The 12,879-nt window shown below is 67.5% G+C and carries 16 protein-coding genes; 7 read left to right on the forward strand and 9 right to left on the reverse strand.

Annotated features, from left to right (window positions below; translation table 11 throughout):
* The first annotated feature begins 150 nt into the window (after positions 1-150).
* Complete coding sequence (gene rpoH, locus AC2FAN_RS21145; protein WP_265050258.1) at positions 151-1,047, forward strand: RNA polymerase sigma factor RpoH; 897 nt, start codon at positions 151-153, stop codon at positions 1,045-1,047.
* 177 nt (positions 1,048-1,224) lie between these two features.
* Here rpoH and AC2FAN_RS21150 read toward each other — a convergent pair whose 3' ends face one another.
* Positions 1,225-2,268 carry a DUF2125 domain-containing protein gene (locus AC2FAN_RS21150; protein WP_485176181.1) on the reverse strand — a complete coding sequence of 348 codons (1,044 nt, stop codon included), beginning with the start codon at positions 2,266-2,268 and terminating at the stop codon, positions 1,225-1,227.
* 134 nt (positions 2,269-2,402) lie between these two features.
* Here AC2FAN_RS21150 and AC2FAN_RS21155 point away from each other — a divergent pair, with 134 nt between their 5' ends.
* A complete protein-coding gene (locus AC2FAN_RS21155) occupies positions 2,403-2,972 on the forward strand; it encodes a gamma-glutamylcyclotransferase (RefSeq protein ID WP_485176182.1) in 570 nt (189 codons plus the stop codon).
* Here the strand turns inward: AC2FAN_RS21155 and AC2FAN_RS21160 are convergent, their stop codons facing one another.
* The 5 genes from AC2FAN_RS21160 to ftsE all read right to left on the reverse strand — a co-directional run bounded on the left by AC2FAN_RS21160 (position 2,973) and on the right by ftsE (position 6,784).
* The gene (locus tag AC2FAN_RS21160) at positions 2,973-3,371 is read right to left on the reverse strand and encodes a hypothetical protein (RefSeq protein ID WP_485176183.1); all 399 of its coding nucleotides are present in this window, start codon (positions 3,369-3,371) and stop codon (positions 2,973-2,975) included.
* Between the two features lie 95 nt (positions 3,372-3,466).
* Entirely contained in the window at positions 3,467-4,237 is a 771-nt protein-coding gene (locus AC2FAN_RS21165; RefSeq protein ID WP_265050254.1) for a lysophospholipid acyltransferase family protein, read from the reverse strand.
* A gap of 58 nt (positions 4,238-4,295) precedes the next feature.
* A complete protein-coding gene (locus AC2FAN_RS21170) occupies positions 4,296-5,096 on the reverse strand; it encodes a YdcF family protein (RefSeq protein ID WP_485176184.1) in 801 nt (266 codons plus the stop codon).
* Between the two features lie 115 nt (positions 5,097-5,211).
* The gene (locus AC2FAN_RS21175; RefSeq protein WP_265050253.1) at positions 5,212-6,174 is read right to left on the reverse strand and encodes a cell division protein FtsX; all 963 of its coding nucleotides are present in this window, start codon (positions 6,172-6,174) and stop codon (positions 5,212-5,214) included.
* The gene (ftsE, locus tag AC2FAN_RS21180; protein WP_442865036.1) at positions 6,161-6,784 is read right to left on the reverse strand and encodes a cell division ATP-binding protein FtsE; all 624 of its coding nucleotides are present in this window, start codon (positions 6,782-6,784) and stop codon (positions 6,161-6,163) included. Before ftsE ends, AC2FAN_RS21175 begins: the two co-directional genes overlap by 14 nt.
* Before the next feature lie 288 nt (positions 6,785-7,072).
* Here ftsE and AC2FAN_RS21185 point away from each other — a divergent pair, with 288 nt between their 5' ends.
* The 3 genes from AC2FAN_RS21185 to AC2FAN_RS21195 all read left to right on the forward strand — a co-directional run bounded on the left by AC2FAN_RS21185 (position 7,073) and on the right by AC2FAN_RS21195 (position 9,023).
* Positions 7,073-7,879 carry a zinc-ribbon domain-containing protein gene (locus tag AC2FAN_RS21185; RefSeq protein ID WP_485176185.1) on the forward strand — a complete coding sequence of 269 codons (807 nt, stop codon included), beginning with the start codon at positions 7,073-7,075 and terminating at the stop codon, positions 7,877-7,879.
* 134 nt (positions 7,880-8,013) lie between these two features.
* Positions 8,014-8,571 carry a hypoxanthine phosphoribosyltransferase gene (gene hpt / locus AC2FAN_RS21190; protein WP_485176186.1) on the forward strand — a complete coding sequence of 186 codons (558 nt, stop codon included), beginning with the start codon at positions 8,014-8,016 and terminating at the stop codon, positions 8,569-8,571.
* Between the two features lie 74 nt (positions 8,572-8,645).
* On the forward strand, positions 8,646-9,023 hold the full coding sequence (locus tag AC2FAN_RS21195; protein WP_265050249.1) for a response regulator: 378 nt from the start codon (positions 8,646-8,648) through the stop codon (positions 9,021-9,023).
* Positions 9,024-9,026: 3 nt separating this feature from the next.
* Here AC2FAN_RS21195 and AC2FAN_RS21200 read toward each other — a convergent pair whose 3' ends face one another.
* The gene (locus AC2FAN_RS21200; protein ID WP_485176187.1) at positions 9,027-9,536 is read right to left on the reverse strand and encodes a TspO/MBR family protein; all 510 of its coding nucleotides are present in this window, start codon (positions 9,534-9,536) and stop codon (positions 9,027-9,029) included.
* Between the two features lie 113 nt (positions 9,537-9,649).
* Between AC2FAN_RS21200 and AC2FAN_RS21205 the strand changes: the two genes are divergently transcribed.
* On the forward strand, positions 9,650-10,804 hold the full coding sequence (locus AC2FAN_RS21205; protein ID WP_485176188.1) for a trans-sulfuration enzyme family protein: 1,155 nt from the start codon (positions 9,650-9,652) through the stop codon (positions 10,802-10,804).
* 116 nt (positions 10,805-10,920) lie between these two features.
* Here AC2FAN_RS21205 and AC2FAN_RS21210 read toward each other — a convergent pair whose 3' ends face one another.
* Entirely contained in the window at positions 10,921-11,511 is a 591-nt protein-coding gene (locus tag AC2FAN_RS21210) for a glycoside hydrolase family 19 protein (protein WP_485176189.1), read from the reverse strand.
* A gap of 113 nt (positions 11,512-11,624) precedes the next feature.
* A complete protein-coding gene (locus AC2FAN_RS21215; protein ID WP_485176190.1) occupies positions 11,625-12,146 on the reverse strand; it encodes a cysteine dioxygenase in 522 nt (173 codons plus the stop codon).
* 187 nt (positions 12,147-12,333) lie between these two features.
* Here AC2FAN_RS21215 and AC2FAN_RS21220 point away from each other — a divergent pair, with 187 nt between their 5' ends.
* On the forward strand, positions 12,334-12,813 hold the full coding sequence (locus AC2FAN_RS21220) for an Lrp/AsnC family transcriptional regulator (RefSeq protein ID WP_265050244.1): 480 nt from the start codon (positions 12,334-12,336) through the stop codon (positions 12,811-12,813).
* The last annotated feature ends 66 nt before the right edge of the window (positions 12,814-12,879 follow it).

Below are 12,879 nucleotides of genomic sequence, written 5' to 3' on the forward strand. Positions count from 1 at the left end.
GATGGCCAAGGGGGCGCCGCAAGCGAGCGATCCAGCCGAACCGATGACTGGTTCCCGCGTTGGATTGGTTTGCTTCGTCCGAAGCCTGCGCGAAGGTTGATCGCGCGGAGGGCCTGCCGCCAAGCGGGGGCCTCGATGAGGAGAACGAGCATGGCGAGTGCTTCGCTGCCCGTCCTGTCCGCCGAAGGCGGACTTTCACGTTATCTCGACGAAATCCGCAAGTTCCCGATGCTGGAACCGAGCCAGGAGTACATGCTGGCCAAGCGTTGGCGCGAGCATGGCGACCGCGATGCGGCGCATAAGCTCGTGACCTCGCATCTGCGGCTCGTCGCCAAGATCGCCATGGGCTATCGCGGTTACGGCCTGCCGATCGGCGAAGTCGTGTCCGAGGGCAATGTCGGCCTGATGCAGGCGGTCAAGCGCTTCGAACCCGACAAGGGCTTCCGTCTCGCGACCTATGCGATGTGGTGGATCAAGGCCTCGATCCAGGAATACATCCTGCGCTCCTGGTCGCTGGTGAAGATGGGCACCACGGCCAACCAGAAGAAGCTGTTCTTCAACCTGCGCAAGGCCAAGAGCAAGATCTCGGCGCTGGGCGAGGGCGATCTGCGCCCCGACCAGGTTCAGCAGATCGCGACCAAGCTCGGCGTCAACGAGCAGGACGTGGTCGACATGAACCGCCGCCTCGGCGGTGATGCCTCGCTCAACACGCCGTTGCGCGAGGATGGCGAAGGCGAGTGGCAGGACTGGCTGGTCGATGATTCCGAAAGCCAGGAGCGTCGCCTCGCCGATTCCGAGGAGAGCAGCAACCGCCATACCGCGCTGCGCGAGGCGCTGGACGTGCTGAACCCGCGCGAGCGGCGCATCTTCGAGGCGCGTCGCCTGGCCGAGGATCCGATCACGCTGGAGCAACTCTCCGAGGAGTTCGGCGTGTCGCGCGAGCGCGTCCGCCAGATCGAGGTGCGCGCCTTCGAGAAGGTGCAGGAGGCCGTCAAGAAGGCGATCACCCGCATCGAAGCGCCGCGTGCCGCATTGCCTGCGGCCTGACCGTCGGCGGGTTTCGACACAGTTCAAGGGGTGCCGCGAGGCGCCCCTTTTTCATGAGCGCGTCATTCTCGGGCGGCGCGCAGCGCCGACCCGAGAAACTCATGCCGAGAGAGGCGCCAGCGCCTTCGTGCCGGGAGATGCTCGGGTCAAGCCCGAGCATGACGGCCTGCAAATGTCTCAATACAGCGGCGGCAGCGGCTGGAGCGGCAGGCGGAACGGGCCGATGAAGACGCGGCCATCGCGCAGGGAGACGGGCGGCAGCGGAGTGAGGCCGGGCGCCGTCGCGGCATCGGCGCCGCGGCCGCCCAGCAAGCCGCCAAGGCCGCCGAGCAGGTTGCCGATGCGGATGCCGCCGATCTGCTCGATGCCCGCCGCCGCCAGCCTGAGATCGCCCGCCACGCGATGCGCCGGATCGAGCAGCAACTGGCCGCTGCCGTCGACGCGCGCCTTGCCCTTGGTCGAGACCAGGCGGGTCAGGTCGAAAATGCCGTTGGCGGCGCGCCAGCTTTCCAGCGCATCGGGATTGAAACCCTTCCGGAAGCTCTCGGCCTGGGTCAGCGTCGCCTGCAGGTCGATCTCGCCGGTGTCGGTGTTGCCGAGCAGGGCGTTGATCGGCGGCAGGACCGTGCCCTTGGCGGAGACGGCGATGTCGACGGCTTGCTCAAGAGCCGGCCGGGTCGGATTGCGCCGCAGATGCGCCTCCAGGGTCTTGCTGCCCCAGGTCTCCGGGTTCAGCCCGGGGACGGTCAGGACGGCGGTCAGATCGCTGGCGACGAGGGCGAAGCGCTCCGGGTTGCGCCAGGCGAAACTGGCGTCGAGATTCGTCCAGGTGAGGTCTAGCGTGCGGCCTTCCGGCAGGGTCGCCTTCGCAGGGCCCGACAGTTCGAAGATCACGAGGCTGGGCGAATAGATCTGGCCGATGGCGAGGGCGGGGCCGGTCTCGATGCGCACGGCATCGCCCCAACGTGTCGAGGTGAGAGCAAGCGCGTTGCAGCGCAGCTCGATGCGGAAGGGATAGCCGCCGATGGTGCGGTCGGTGCAGGTCCAGGCCCGGCCGCGCTCGGCCTCGCGCGCCAGCGCGGTGTCGATCTCGGCGGAGGCACGTGCGCGGGCATAGAACCAGAAGGCGGACCAGGCAGCGGCCAGAATGACAAGCAGGAGGAACGGGCCGTAGAGCCAGAACCGGCTCTGGCGGCGGCGCGTCGGAAGGGTATCGGTCATGCGGCAGGCATTCCTTGCGCGAAGGCGGGCGGATTGTTAGCTCGCCCGGAAAGCTGGCGCCAGAGCGGGAAGGCACTTGCGCCGGATGGCACGAGCCAGCAAGCAGGCCGGCGCGGCCAAATTATGGGATGGCGATGACGAGCGAATTCGGCAAGGCGGATCTCTGGGTCTTCGGCTACGGCTCGCTGATCTGGCGGCCGGGCTTCGCCTTCGAGGAGAGCGTGCAGGCGCGGCTTCACGGTTATCACCGCTCGCTCTGCGTGTTCTCGCATGTCCACCGCGGCACGCCGGAGCGGCCCGGGCTGGTCCTCGGGCTCGATCGTGGTGGTGTCTGCCGGGGGCTCGCCTTCCGGGTCACGGGCGCGCGGGCGCAGGAGACCGTGTCCTATCTGCGGGCACGCGAGCAGGCGACCGCGGTCTATATCGAGCGCCATGTTCCGCTCAGGCTCGATGACGGCCGGGAGGTGCGCGGCCTCGTCTACGTCGCCGATCGCAAGCACCTGCAATATGCTGGAAAGCTGTCGGCGACCGAGCTGCTCAAGCTCGTCCGGCAGGGGCGCGGCAGCTCCGGGGAAAACCCGGACTATGTGCTGCAGACCCATGAGCATCTGCGCAAGATGGGGATCTATGATCCGGTCCTGGCCGCTCTGGCGCAGGAACTCGCGCCCGGCCTGGCGGCGACGCATCCGCCGCTGTCAGGCTGATCAGGCTTCCGGATTGGCTTCCGGCATCAGGTCGAGCAGGGCGGCGCGGCGGCTGAACCCATCCTCTGCCAGGAGATGGACGTGGATCTCGGCCGCGCCGGCTGCCGTCACCGCGCGCTGCCAGCGGCCCAGCGCCGCCTCGACGCCGAAGGGACCGGAATCGCGCGCCGCGATGACACGCCGCTCGGCCGAGACCGCGAGCAGGACGGCATCGGTGAAACCGAGTGCGTGGATGTCATCGACGGTGAAGACCGAGGCGACGTAACGCCGGCCGGAGCGCCCGCGCCAGGCCGTGAAGCGGCGCTCGCCGAGGCTTGCCGTGCTGCGCAACGGCATCTCGCGGGCCACAAGCGGCTCGTCGAAAAGATCGGGGGTATAGCGATAGGCGAGAGCGGCCATGTCCGTTCCTCCTGAACTGGGAACAAAATGGGAACGACCTGGGGATAAGTCAAGCGTCGTGGCCGAAGATGGCTGCTTCGCGACGCTCTCTGCTGTCAGGGATTGTCAGGAGTGGCGAGCGGATCGAGCCCGAGCGCTGCGAGTTCCGTCCGCCCCTGTGCCAGCAGCCTGTCGCAGGCGGTCTCGATCCGCTCCTGCAGCTCGCGCTGGAAGGAGATTTTGTCGAGCCCCGGCATGATCGGCGGCAGGATCTCGATGCGGATCGTGCCGGGACGGCGCAGGAACTTGCGGCGGGGCCAGTAGAGGCCGGTGTTGAGCGCGACCGGGACGCAGGGCACGCCGAGCTCGGCATAGATATGCGCGACGCCGAACTTATAGGCCGGCGGGGCACCGGCGGCACGGCGCGTGCCCTCGGGGAAGATCAGGAGCTGCCGCCCGTTCTGGCCGAGCTCGACCTTGGCGCGGCGCGTGACCTGCGACAGGGCGCGAGCCCGGGCGCCGCGATTGACCGGGATCATGCGCAGCTTGTTCAGGGCCCAGCCGAAAAACGGGATCCATGTCAGTTCGCGCTTCAGGATGAAGACCGGGTTCCGGAAGACCGTGACGAGGGCGAAGGTCTCCACGAAGGACTGGTGCTTCGCCGCGACCATCAACCCGCCCTGCGGGATGTTCTCGAGGCCGGTGATCTCGCAACGCGTACCGGCGACGATTCGCAGCAGCCAGAGCGAGGAGAGCGACCAGCCGATCGCCACCGCCAGCATGATCCGCCTCGGCAGCAGCAGCGCCGGCAGAACGCCGAAGACCAGCCAGAGGACGAGGTTTGCATAGAACAGGGTGTTGAAGACGAGGGAGCGCAGAACAAGCATGCTGCGCAATGAGCCCGAGACGCGGCGCCGGTCAAGCGCGGTCGCGTTGTTTCGGGCGTCAGCCTTCGTGGCGCGCGTGGCCCTGCAGCCGCGACCGCTTCTCCGCTGCCGGCCCCATCAGCTCGGCCGGCTTCGACGAGACCGGCTTGCGGCCGCCGACGATCACGGACAGCCGCGAGGTTTCGGGATCGCTTTCGACGAGGCTGCGCAGGCGGGCCACCAGATACTTCACGTACTCGGGCGCGAGAACCTTGATCGTCGACCAACGATGCCACCAGCCGGAGGTGTCGAGATGCTCGGTCACGACCGGGTGCGGAATTAGCTTCACGCTCGGCATGGCGTGCGCGAACTCGGCCAGCGTGCGCGGCATGTGGTAGTTCGAGGTCACGACCAGCAGCGAGCCGAAGCCGTGCTGGCGGAGCCAGCGCCGGGTCTCGATGGCGTTGCCGATGGTGTTGCGGGCGCGATAGTCGAGATCGACGCAGCAGGCGAGCAGATCACGTGCGGCCGGGTTCAGCTTGGCCAGCTCATCGCGGCCCGTCTTCTCGTTGACGCCGCTGATCAGCAGCCGCGCGCCGCGGTCGGCCCCGAGCAGGCCGATGGCGTCGCCGATGCGCTGGGCGCCGCCGGTGACGACGACGATCGCATCGGTGCGCGGCGTGGTCGCTGGCTCCTGCGCATCGATGCCGGAGGCGAAACGCGCATAGCCGAGGCCGGACAGGATCAGGCCGGCACAGGCGAGTATGGCCACGCTCATCGCCAGAATCCGGCGCAGCGACGCCCGCCGGCCCGCGCCGGGTTGCCGAGCCGCGGAATCGGGCGGCTCCATCGCGAAATGGTCGTTCGTGCTGCCGATCATGGCCATGATATTATTGGCATAACCCGGCAATCGGGCATAACGGCGGCGGCCACCGGCCGGCTTTTGCCGCAGGAATGAAGACTTCGTTGACGGTCGGCCGTCGCCCTGCAAGCGATCATGCCAGCATCCTGAGGTAATGACGGACGGTGAAGCGGGACACCAGTCCGGCGATGGCGGCCACCACCACGGCAACGAGAATCACCGCGGCATAGCCGGCCCAGCCGATCTCGAACGCGCCGAACAAGGCCTGCAATTGCTCGGCTTCCGGTGCCGTTCGCCAGCGCGAGACGATGAAGCCGATGATGGCGATGACGAGAATGGCGGCAAGGCCGCCGACGGCCCCGCCCTTGAGGCCGAGCCGGATGAAACGGCTCTGGAATTCACGGGCGATGAAGCCGTCGTCGGCCCCGACGAAATGCAGCACCTCGACGCTGTCGCGGCTGCCCGCCATCGCGCCGCGCGTGGCGAAGGCGACGGCGAGCGCTGCGGCCGCGAGCACGAGCAGGACGACTGCGAAGCCGGAGATGACGATGGTGCCGGCCATCGCGGAGAGCCGCCGGACCCAGAGCCGGTGGTCGTCGAGGATGGCGGACGGCACATCGCGGCGAAGAGCCGGGCCGAAGCTGGCGAGATCGGGGCTGGCGCCCGGCTTGAGCTTGAGCACGATGAGCCGGGGGATCGGCAGTTCGACGAGATCGAGGCCGGTGCCGAGCCAGGGCTCGAGCAGCTTGTCAGATTCGGCCTTGGGCACGGCCCGGACGCTGTCGATGCCGCCCAGCGCCTGCGCCATTGCCACCGCGCGCTTGACGTCCTCCTCGATGTTGCGGTGCGAATCGGGCCGGATCTGGATGGTCATCTCGTTGGAGATGGCACCGCGCCACTGGTCGGAGGCGCGTGCGGCGAGCACGGCTGCACCGGCGCTCAGGGCGGCCAGGAAGGTCAGGATCGCGATCACCGCCATCAGCGCGCGGCCTGCGACGCTGTCGACCGGCACGAGGGGCTGGTCGCGCCGCAGATTGGAAGGCAGCGCCCGTTCGGCATGCTCCGGCTCGTGATGGCCGCTCTCAAGCGTCGACATGCAGATGCCCGTCGGCCAGCACCAGACGCGGCGCGTCGTAGATCTCCATCAGGTTCAGGTCGTGAGTCGCGATGATCACCGCCGTGCCGAGCGACTGCAATTCCATGAACAGACGCAGCAGCCGCCGGCCGAGACCGGGGTCGACATTGCCCGTCGGCTCGTCGGCGAGCAGCAGTTCCGGCCGGCCGATCAGGGCGCGCGCGATCGCGGCACGCTGCTTCTCGCCGCCCGAGAGGACGGCGGGCACGGCATGCATGCGCTCGCCGAGGCCGACCCAGCGCAGCAGCTCGACCACCTCGGCGCGATAGCTCGTCTCCTCCTTGCCGAGCACGCGCAGCGGCAGCGCGACATTCTCGTAGACGGTGAGATGATCGAGCAGGCGGAAATCCTGGAAGACCACGCCCATGCGCCGGCGAAACGCGGTCAGCGTCCCCGCGTCGAGGCGCGAGACGTCCTGCCCGAACAGGTTGACCAGTCCGCGCGTGGGCTTCAGCGCCATCAGGATCAGGCGCATCAGCGTCGTCTTGCCGGCGCCGGACGGGCCGGTCAGATACTGGAACGAGCGCGGCGCGATGCTGAAGTTGATGTCCTTCAGCACCTCCGGGCCCATGCCATAACGCAAGCCGACATTCTCGAACCGAACCAAGCGGTCTTCCTCATTCACCGAAACGCGAATCCGCGCCGATCCTACACCGCAAGCAGGCCTGCCCGGAAAGGCGCGATGCGGACAGCTTGCGCCAGTGATTCTTCACGGGGCGTTAACCATAAATCGTGCCAATAGGAGCGGGCATTTCGGTTCGCTGCCATCCGTGCCTTGCGAGCCCGTCGTGGCCTCCAAGCCGGAGCGAAGCGTAGCGGAGACTCCCGGCCATCGTTGCGAAGAGATTGCCCGGCATCCATGCTGATCGTCTGCCCCTCCTGCGCCAGCCAGTATGAACTCGACGCGGCCAAACTGGGGCCGGAAGGTCGAAAGGTCAGATGCGCCAGCTGCAAGAACGCGTGGCATGTCGACCCGGCCGCCGTCTTCCCCGACGCACCTACCGAGCAGGAGACGCAGGCCCTTTTGGCCGAGGAGCTGGAGCGCGCCGCCGCGATCGATGCCGAGATCACGGCGCTCGCCGCCGAAGCCAGCGAGAAGGGGGATGCAGCCGAGGCCGAATCCGTTGTGGTCGCTGACGCCGTGCCGTCCGCGGGCCGGCGCAAGCGCGGCGCCGGCAAAGCGAGCATTCCCAGGATTGGCGCCTTGCGTGAGCGTGGCGCCGCGCTTCCGGCCGCGGCCGCTCTGGCCGGCCTTGCCCTGCTCGGCCTCGCCGTCTGGCAGCGCAATATGGTCGTGCGCGCTGCGCCGCAGCTCGCGGGTGCCTTCGAGACGATCGGGCTGCCGGTGAATGTCCGGGGCTTGAGCCTGAGCGCGATCGAGAGCGGGCTCGTTGAGGACGGCGCGCACCGCTTCCTCGTGGTCGAGGGTGACGTCACCAACATCACCCGGAGCCAGGCCAAGGTGCCGCTGATCGAAGTCGCGGTGAAGGATGCTGCGGGTGCGACCTTGTACACCTGGACGGCCGAGCCGCCGCGGGCGAATCTAGAGCCGGCCGAGCTGATCCGCTTCAGGGCGCGGCTGGCTTCGCCGCCGGAGAACGGCCGCTCCGTACGGGTCCGCTTCACTTCGGCTGAAACAGCGGCCAATATCGCCAGCACGCATTGAGGCTGCTAGGACGGGGCGCCTCTCGACCGGGCGATGGCATTCGGCCGGGCGGCGTTCATGGATAATCGCTGCACGAGGCCTCGGCGCATCGGAAGCGCAGGGCCGGCTGCGGCCGGATATGAAACGGAGACATCATGCCGGAAAGGCGGATCAGGGTTCTGTACGACGAGGCTGCGATCGCGCGGCGCAACGAGGAGATGGCCGAGGCCATCGCCGCCAGCAATCCCAAGGACCTGCTCGTCGTCGCCGTGCTGAAGGGCAGCTTCATGTTCGCGGCCGACCTGATCCGGGCGATGCATCGCGTGGGCCTGGCCCCGCAGGTCGAGTTCATCCATCTGTCGAGCTACCGGACCGGCACCGTCTCGTCGGGGCAGGTCGAGATCCTGCGCGACGTGCAGAGCGAGGTGCGCGGGCGCGACGTGCTGCTGGTCGACGACATCCTGGAATCCGGCCGCACGCTCGCCTTCGCCAAGGACCTGCTGGCGGCGCGCGGTGCCGCGAAGGTGTCCTCCGCCGTTCTCCTGGAGAAGCCGCACAAGCGCGCCGTCAACATCCAGCCCGACTATGTCGGCTTCGAATGCCCGGACTATTTCGTCGTGGGCTACGGCATGGATGTCGCCCATTCCTATCGGCAGCTGCCGTTCGTCGGCGTGGTCGAGACCGAGGATCAGGCCGGGCTGCCGGGTATCTGAAGGGTCTTCTCGTGGCGCATTGTCTGCACGCGAACCGGTGTCCCCTTCGCTCGAAAATGCTCTGAGGAGCTGCGATGTCACGTATCCTGGTCGTCGACGATGAGGAGCCTCTGCGCACGCTGGTCGCGCGCGGCCTCACACTGGACGGTCATAGCTGCCTCACCGCCGCCGACGGCGCCGAAGCGCTCGACCTGCTGGTCGCCGAGCAGGGCCGCTTCGACCTGCTGCTGACCGATATCCGCATGCCGCTGATGGACGGCATCGCGCTCGCGCTTGCCGCCAAGCAGCAGTTCCCCGAGCTGACGATCATGCTGATGACGGGTTATGCCGAGCAGCGCGAGCGCGCCAAGAGCCTTGAGGCGATCGTGTCCGAGGTGATGGCGAAGCCCTTCACCATCGCCGAATTGCGTGCCACCGTGCTCAGGGTGATCGAACGTTCGATCGGCGGATGAAGCTCAGCGGTTCAGCCACCAGATCGAGGCGTTGAGCAGCGTCGCGAAACCGACCCAGGCGAGATAGGGCCAGAGCAGGTTCGACGCGAGCCGGTCGAGCGGCCGGAAGGCTGCGATGGTTGCTGCGATCAGGAGCAGCAGGACCAGGATGACGGCAAGGCCGGCAAGCGGGCTGTTGGCGCCGAAGAAGGCGAAGGACCAGCCGATATTGAGCAGAAGCTGCAGATGATAGACCACCAGCGCGCGCCGGCGGCCGGGAAGGCCGATCGGCAGGCGCAGGATGCGGAACGCGGCGAGCGCCATCAGCGCGAAGAGCGTCGTCCAGACCGGCGCGAAGATCCAGTTCGGCGGATTGAAGGCCGGCTTGACGAGACCGGCATACCAGGTCGGGATTTGCGGGACGGTCGCCGCGCTTCCCGCTACCGAGGCGGCCACCACCGGCAGGATCGCGATGGCGAGTGCAGCCCATAGCGGCGGGCGGCGATCGATGGAGGTTTCCGGCAGCGTCGTCATGAATTCATGATGAGGGGCTTCCGGGTGCGCCGCAAGGCGACAAGCTTGCGTCGGGCATGCAGCTTGCGCCAGATGACATTCCAGTCGCTCATGGAACTTTCCCGGATATCCGCATGTCGAAGCGCCCGCTCCATCCTCGCTCCCTTGCCGCGCAGGCTCTGGGCAAGGTCGATCCTGTGACGAAGGGGGTGGTGCCGCCGATCCATGTCGCGACGACCTATCTGCGTGACCCGGACAATGGCTACTCCTCCGGCTTCATCTATGGCCGGCCGGACAACGAGACGGTGCATGAGGCGCAGGCCGTGCTCGCCATGCTGGAGGAGGCCAGGGCCGGGGCGCTGCTGTTCGGCTCGGGCATGGCGGCGGCGACGGCGGTGTTCCAGGCGCTCTCGCCCGGCGACCATGTCGTCGCCTCCAAGGTGATGTACTGGGCGCTGCGGGCCTGGCTCCTGACTGAGGCGACGCGCTGGGGCCTGAGCGTCGAGTTCGTCGAGACCGACGATCTCGCCGCGCTGAAGGCCGCGGTGAAGCCCGGCGTGACCAAGCTCATCTGGGTCGAGACGCCGTCGAACCCGCTCTGGACCATCACCGACATCGCTGGCGCGGCCGAGATCGCGCACCAGGCCGGCGCCAGGCTCGCGGTCGATTCGACCTGCGCCTCGCCGGTCCACACCCGCCCGCTGACGCTCGGCGCCGACATCGTGATGCATGCGGCGACGAAGGTGCTGAACGGCCATTCCGACGTCGTCGCCGGGGCGCTCTGCGCCCGCGAGGATGACGACTTCTGGAGCCGGATCAAGACGGTGCGCAAGGGCCAGGGCGGCATCCTCGGCCCGTTCGAGGCCTATCTGCTGATGCGCGGGATGCGCACGCTGCATCTGCGGCAGGAGCGGCAGGCGGCCTCGGCGCTGGAGCTGGCGCAGCGGCTTTCCGCGCATCCGATGGTGGCGCGCGTGCTCTATCCCGGCCTGCCGCAGCATCCCGGCCACGACATCGCGGCGCGGCAGATGGAGAACGGCTTCGGCTACATGCTCTCGGTGCAGGTCACCGGCGGCGAGGCGGCGGCGATCGCCACGGCGGCGCAGGTCGAGCTGTACAAGCGCGCGACCTCGCTCGGCGGCGTCGAGAGCCTGATCGAGCACCGCGCCTCGATCGAGGGCGCGGGCTCGCCCTGCCCGACCGACCTCTTGCGCCTCTCGACCGGCATCGAGGATATCGGTGATCTCTACGACGATCTCGACCAGGCGCTGAACGCAGCGCATCGCTGAGAGCGCGGCTGCCAGCCGTCATGGTCGGGCATGGCCTGACCATCTTGCCATCCCGTAGTTTCGGGTCATGAGATTCTCGGGTCGGCGCTATGCGTCGCCCGAGAATGAAGACTCCGTCAAACCCAGATGCGCTTTGCCGTCGCGAGGTAGCGTGCGCGTTCCGCCAGCCCGTTGCGCCCGCCGTTGATCAGCTTCGTCACGCGCTCGATATCGTCCGCGTCGGCGGCGGCCGCGATGCCGCGTTCGCGCCAATAGGCGAAGGCGACGGCCAGTGCGACCGCAGGTTCCCTGGCGCGCTCAGGCTCGGCTTCGAGATCGATGCCGAGGATTTGGCCGAAGCGGCGATAATTCGCCCGGCCCGTGAGCTGGAAGATGCCGCGGCCGTGATAGCGGGCGCCATCGCCCGCCTGCGTATTGCCGAGATCGCGCCGGCCCTCGTAGCGGGCGAAATAGGCTGGGCCGCCATATTCCTGGAAGGTGCGGAAGCCGTCCGTCTCGTGAGCGGCCTGGGCGAGGAAATGGCGGATGCGCGGCACTGTCGTGACGTCGTATTCGCGAGCCAGTGCGTCGAAGCGCGCGGCGATGCCGGCGACGATCGCGGTGTTCGCAGATGGCGCAAGGCGCAGCAGGCGTTCTCTGGTAACGGCCAGAGCGGGGTCGGGCGAAGCACCGACACCGATCAAGGCCCCGATGGCGCGCATCGACATGGATGACCCTCCCGAAAGGAAGGCATCATCGCTGTCGCCGAGGGGGCGGGGATAAGGATGCGGCGCTATCCCCGGCGATGCGGGGAGCCCCCGCTCGGGCGGGGCATGCCGGGTCAGCCGCCGATGGCGGTGTATTCGGTCTCGACCGAGGATGCGTGCTCCTCGTGATCATAGCCGTAGATGTGGATCGAAATCGCTTCGCCCGGCCCGAAATTGCGCATGCGATGGATGTTCGGCCCGGTGGGCAGCATGCAGGCCACATAGCCGGCCCCGCGCGCCTGTTCCTCGGTCGGCACGGCCCGCGTCGCATCGATCGCCCGGTACCAGGTCTCGGTGACGGCACCGGAGACGACGCCGAAGCAACACGAGCAGTGGTGGTCATGGATCGAGGTGGCCGAGCCTTCGCCCCAGACGATCGCCCAGACGCTGACGGCGTCGTTGCCAGCGAGCAGGTTGCGCGTGTAGCCGCCGGGCTTGCGGTCCAGCGGCAGGCGCTGGACCAGATCCGGCATGGCGACGAGCTCGTGCAGAACCTCCCGCGCGGCGGCGAGATAATCGCGCGACAGCGTGCCCTCGTCGGTCCGCAGGCTGCTCAGCACGGCCCCGCGCCGCTCCTCGCTCAGAAAGCCCTGCATTCCCGTCCACTCCCGTCCAAAGACCCGATGAGCGAATGATACCGGCTGCCTGGGAAAGCGGTTTGCGAGCTCTTTGGAATTTTCTTCTACAATCGAAATCAGATACTCATTCTGCGTATAAGTTTAGAAAATTATTGCTCACCGATTGCTCTGACCGGTATATGAATCTGCAATTCACCGAGGTGCCATGGCCAAACTCGATGCCTTCGATCTGCGTATCCTCGCGCGCCTGCAGGAGGATGCCAGCCTGCCGTTGGCGGAGCTCGCCGAGGCTGTTGGGCTCTCGGCGACGCCGTGCTGGCGAAGGGTCCAGAAGCTCGAGGCGGCCGGCTATATCCGCAAGCGCGTCGCGTTGCTCGATCGGGAGAAACTTAAGGCCGGCGTCACAGTCTTCATCGCGGTCAAGACGGCGCGCCATTCGATGGAGTGGCTGGAGCGCTTCCATCAAGCCGTCCATGACCTGCCGGAGATCGTCGATTTCTACCGGATGAGCGGCGAGATCGACTATCTGCTCAAGGCCTGCGTCGCCGACATCGCGGCCTATGACGTGCTCTACAAGAAGCTGATCTCCCGCATCGACCTCAGCGACGTGACCTCGATGTTCGCCATGGAGGAGCTGAAGTCGACGAGCGCGATTCCGCTCGGCTTCGCGATGTCGGGAAACTGAGAGCCGGGCTGGCTGGCCGGTGTTGGGCCGGGCTGTCACAGGACTGAGACAGCCCGGCGCTAACCC

It is taken from the genome of Allobosea sp. RIT-PG3_2, assembly GCF_057321085.1.

Excerpts from the sequence above, each read along its gene's own strand:
- rpoH (WP_265050258.1), top strand. The coding sequence starts at position 151 with ATGGCGAGTGCTTCGCTGCCCGTCCTGTCCGCCGAAGGCGGACTTTCA.
- AC2FAN_RS21150 (WP_485176181.1), bottom strand. The coding sequence starts at position 2,268 with ATGACCGATACCCTTCCGACGCGCCGCCGCCAGAGCCGGTTCTGGCTC.
- AC2FAN_RS21155 (WP_485176182.1), top strand. The coding sequence starts at position 2,403 with ATGACGAGCGAATTCGGCAAGGCGGATCTCTGGGTCTTCGGCTACGGC.
- AC2FAN_RS21160 (WP_485176183.1), bottom strand. The coding sequence starts at position 3,371 with ATGGCCGCTCTCGCCTATCGCTATACCCCCGATCTTTTCGACGAGCCG.
- AC2FAN_RS21165 (WP_265050254.1), bottom strand. The coding sequence starts at position 4,237 with ATGCTTGTTCTGCGCTCCCTCGTCTTCAACACCCTGTTCTATGCAAAC.
- AC2FAN_RS21170 (WP_485176184.1), bottom strand. The coding sequence starts at position 5,096 with ATGATCGGCAGCACGAACGACCATTTCGCGATGGAGCCGCCCGATTCC.
- AC2FAN_RS21175 (WP_265050253.1), bottom strand. The coding sequence starts at position 6,174 with ATGTCGACGCTTGAGAGCGGCCATCACGAGCCGGAGCATGCCGAACGG.
- ftsE (WP_442865036.1), bottom strand. The coding sequence starts at position 6,784 with ATGGGCCCGGAGGTGCTGAAGGACATCAACTTCAGCATCGCGCCGCGC.
- AC2FAN_RS21185 (WP_485176185.1), top strand. The coding sequence starts at position 7,073 with ATGCTGATCGTCTGCCCCTCCTGCGCCAGCCAGTATGAACTCGACGCG.
- hpt (WP_485176186.1), top strand. The coding sequence starts at position 8,014 with ATGCCGGAAAGGCGGATCAGGGTTCTGTACGACGAGGCTGCGATCGCG.
- AC2FAN_RS21195 (WP_265050249.1), top strand. The coding sequence starts at position 8,646 with ATGTCACGTATCCTGGTCGTCGACGATGAGGAGCCTCTGCGCACGCTG.
- AC2FAN_RS21200 (WP_485176187.1), bottom strand. The coding sequence starts at position 9,536 with ATGACGACGCTGCCGGAAACCTCCATCGATCGCCGCCCGCCGCTATGG.
- AC2FAN_RS21205 (WP_485176188.1), top strand. The coding sequence starts at position 9,650 with ATGTCGAAGCGCCCGCTCCATCCTCGCTCCCTTGCCGCGCAGGCTCTG.
- AC2FAN_RS21210 (WP_485176189.1), bottom strand. The coding sequence starts at position 11,511 with ATGTCGATGCGCGCCATCGGGGCCTTGATCGGTGTCGGTGCTTCGCCC.
- AC2FAN_RS21215 (WP_485176190.1), bottom strand. The coding sequence starts at position 12,146 with ATGCAGGGCTTTCTGAGCGAGGAGCGGCGCGGGGCCGTGCTGAGCAGC.
- AC2FAN_RS21220 (WP_265050244.1), top strand. The coding sequence starts at position 12,334 with ATGGCCAAACTCGATGCCTTCGATCTGCGTATCCTCGCGCGCCTGCAG.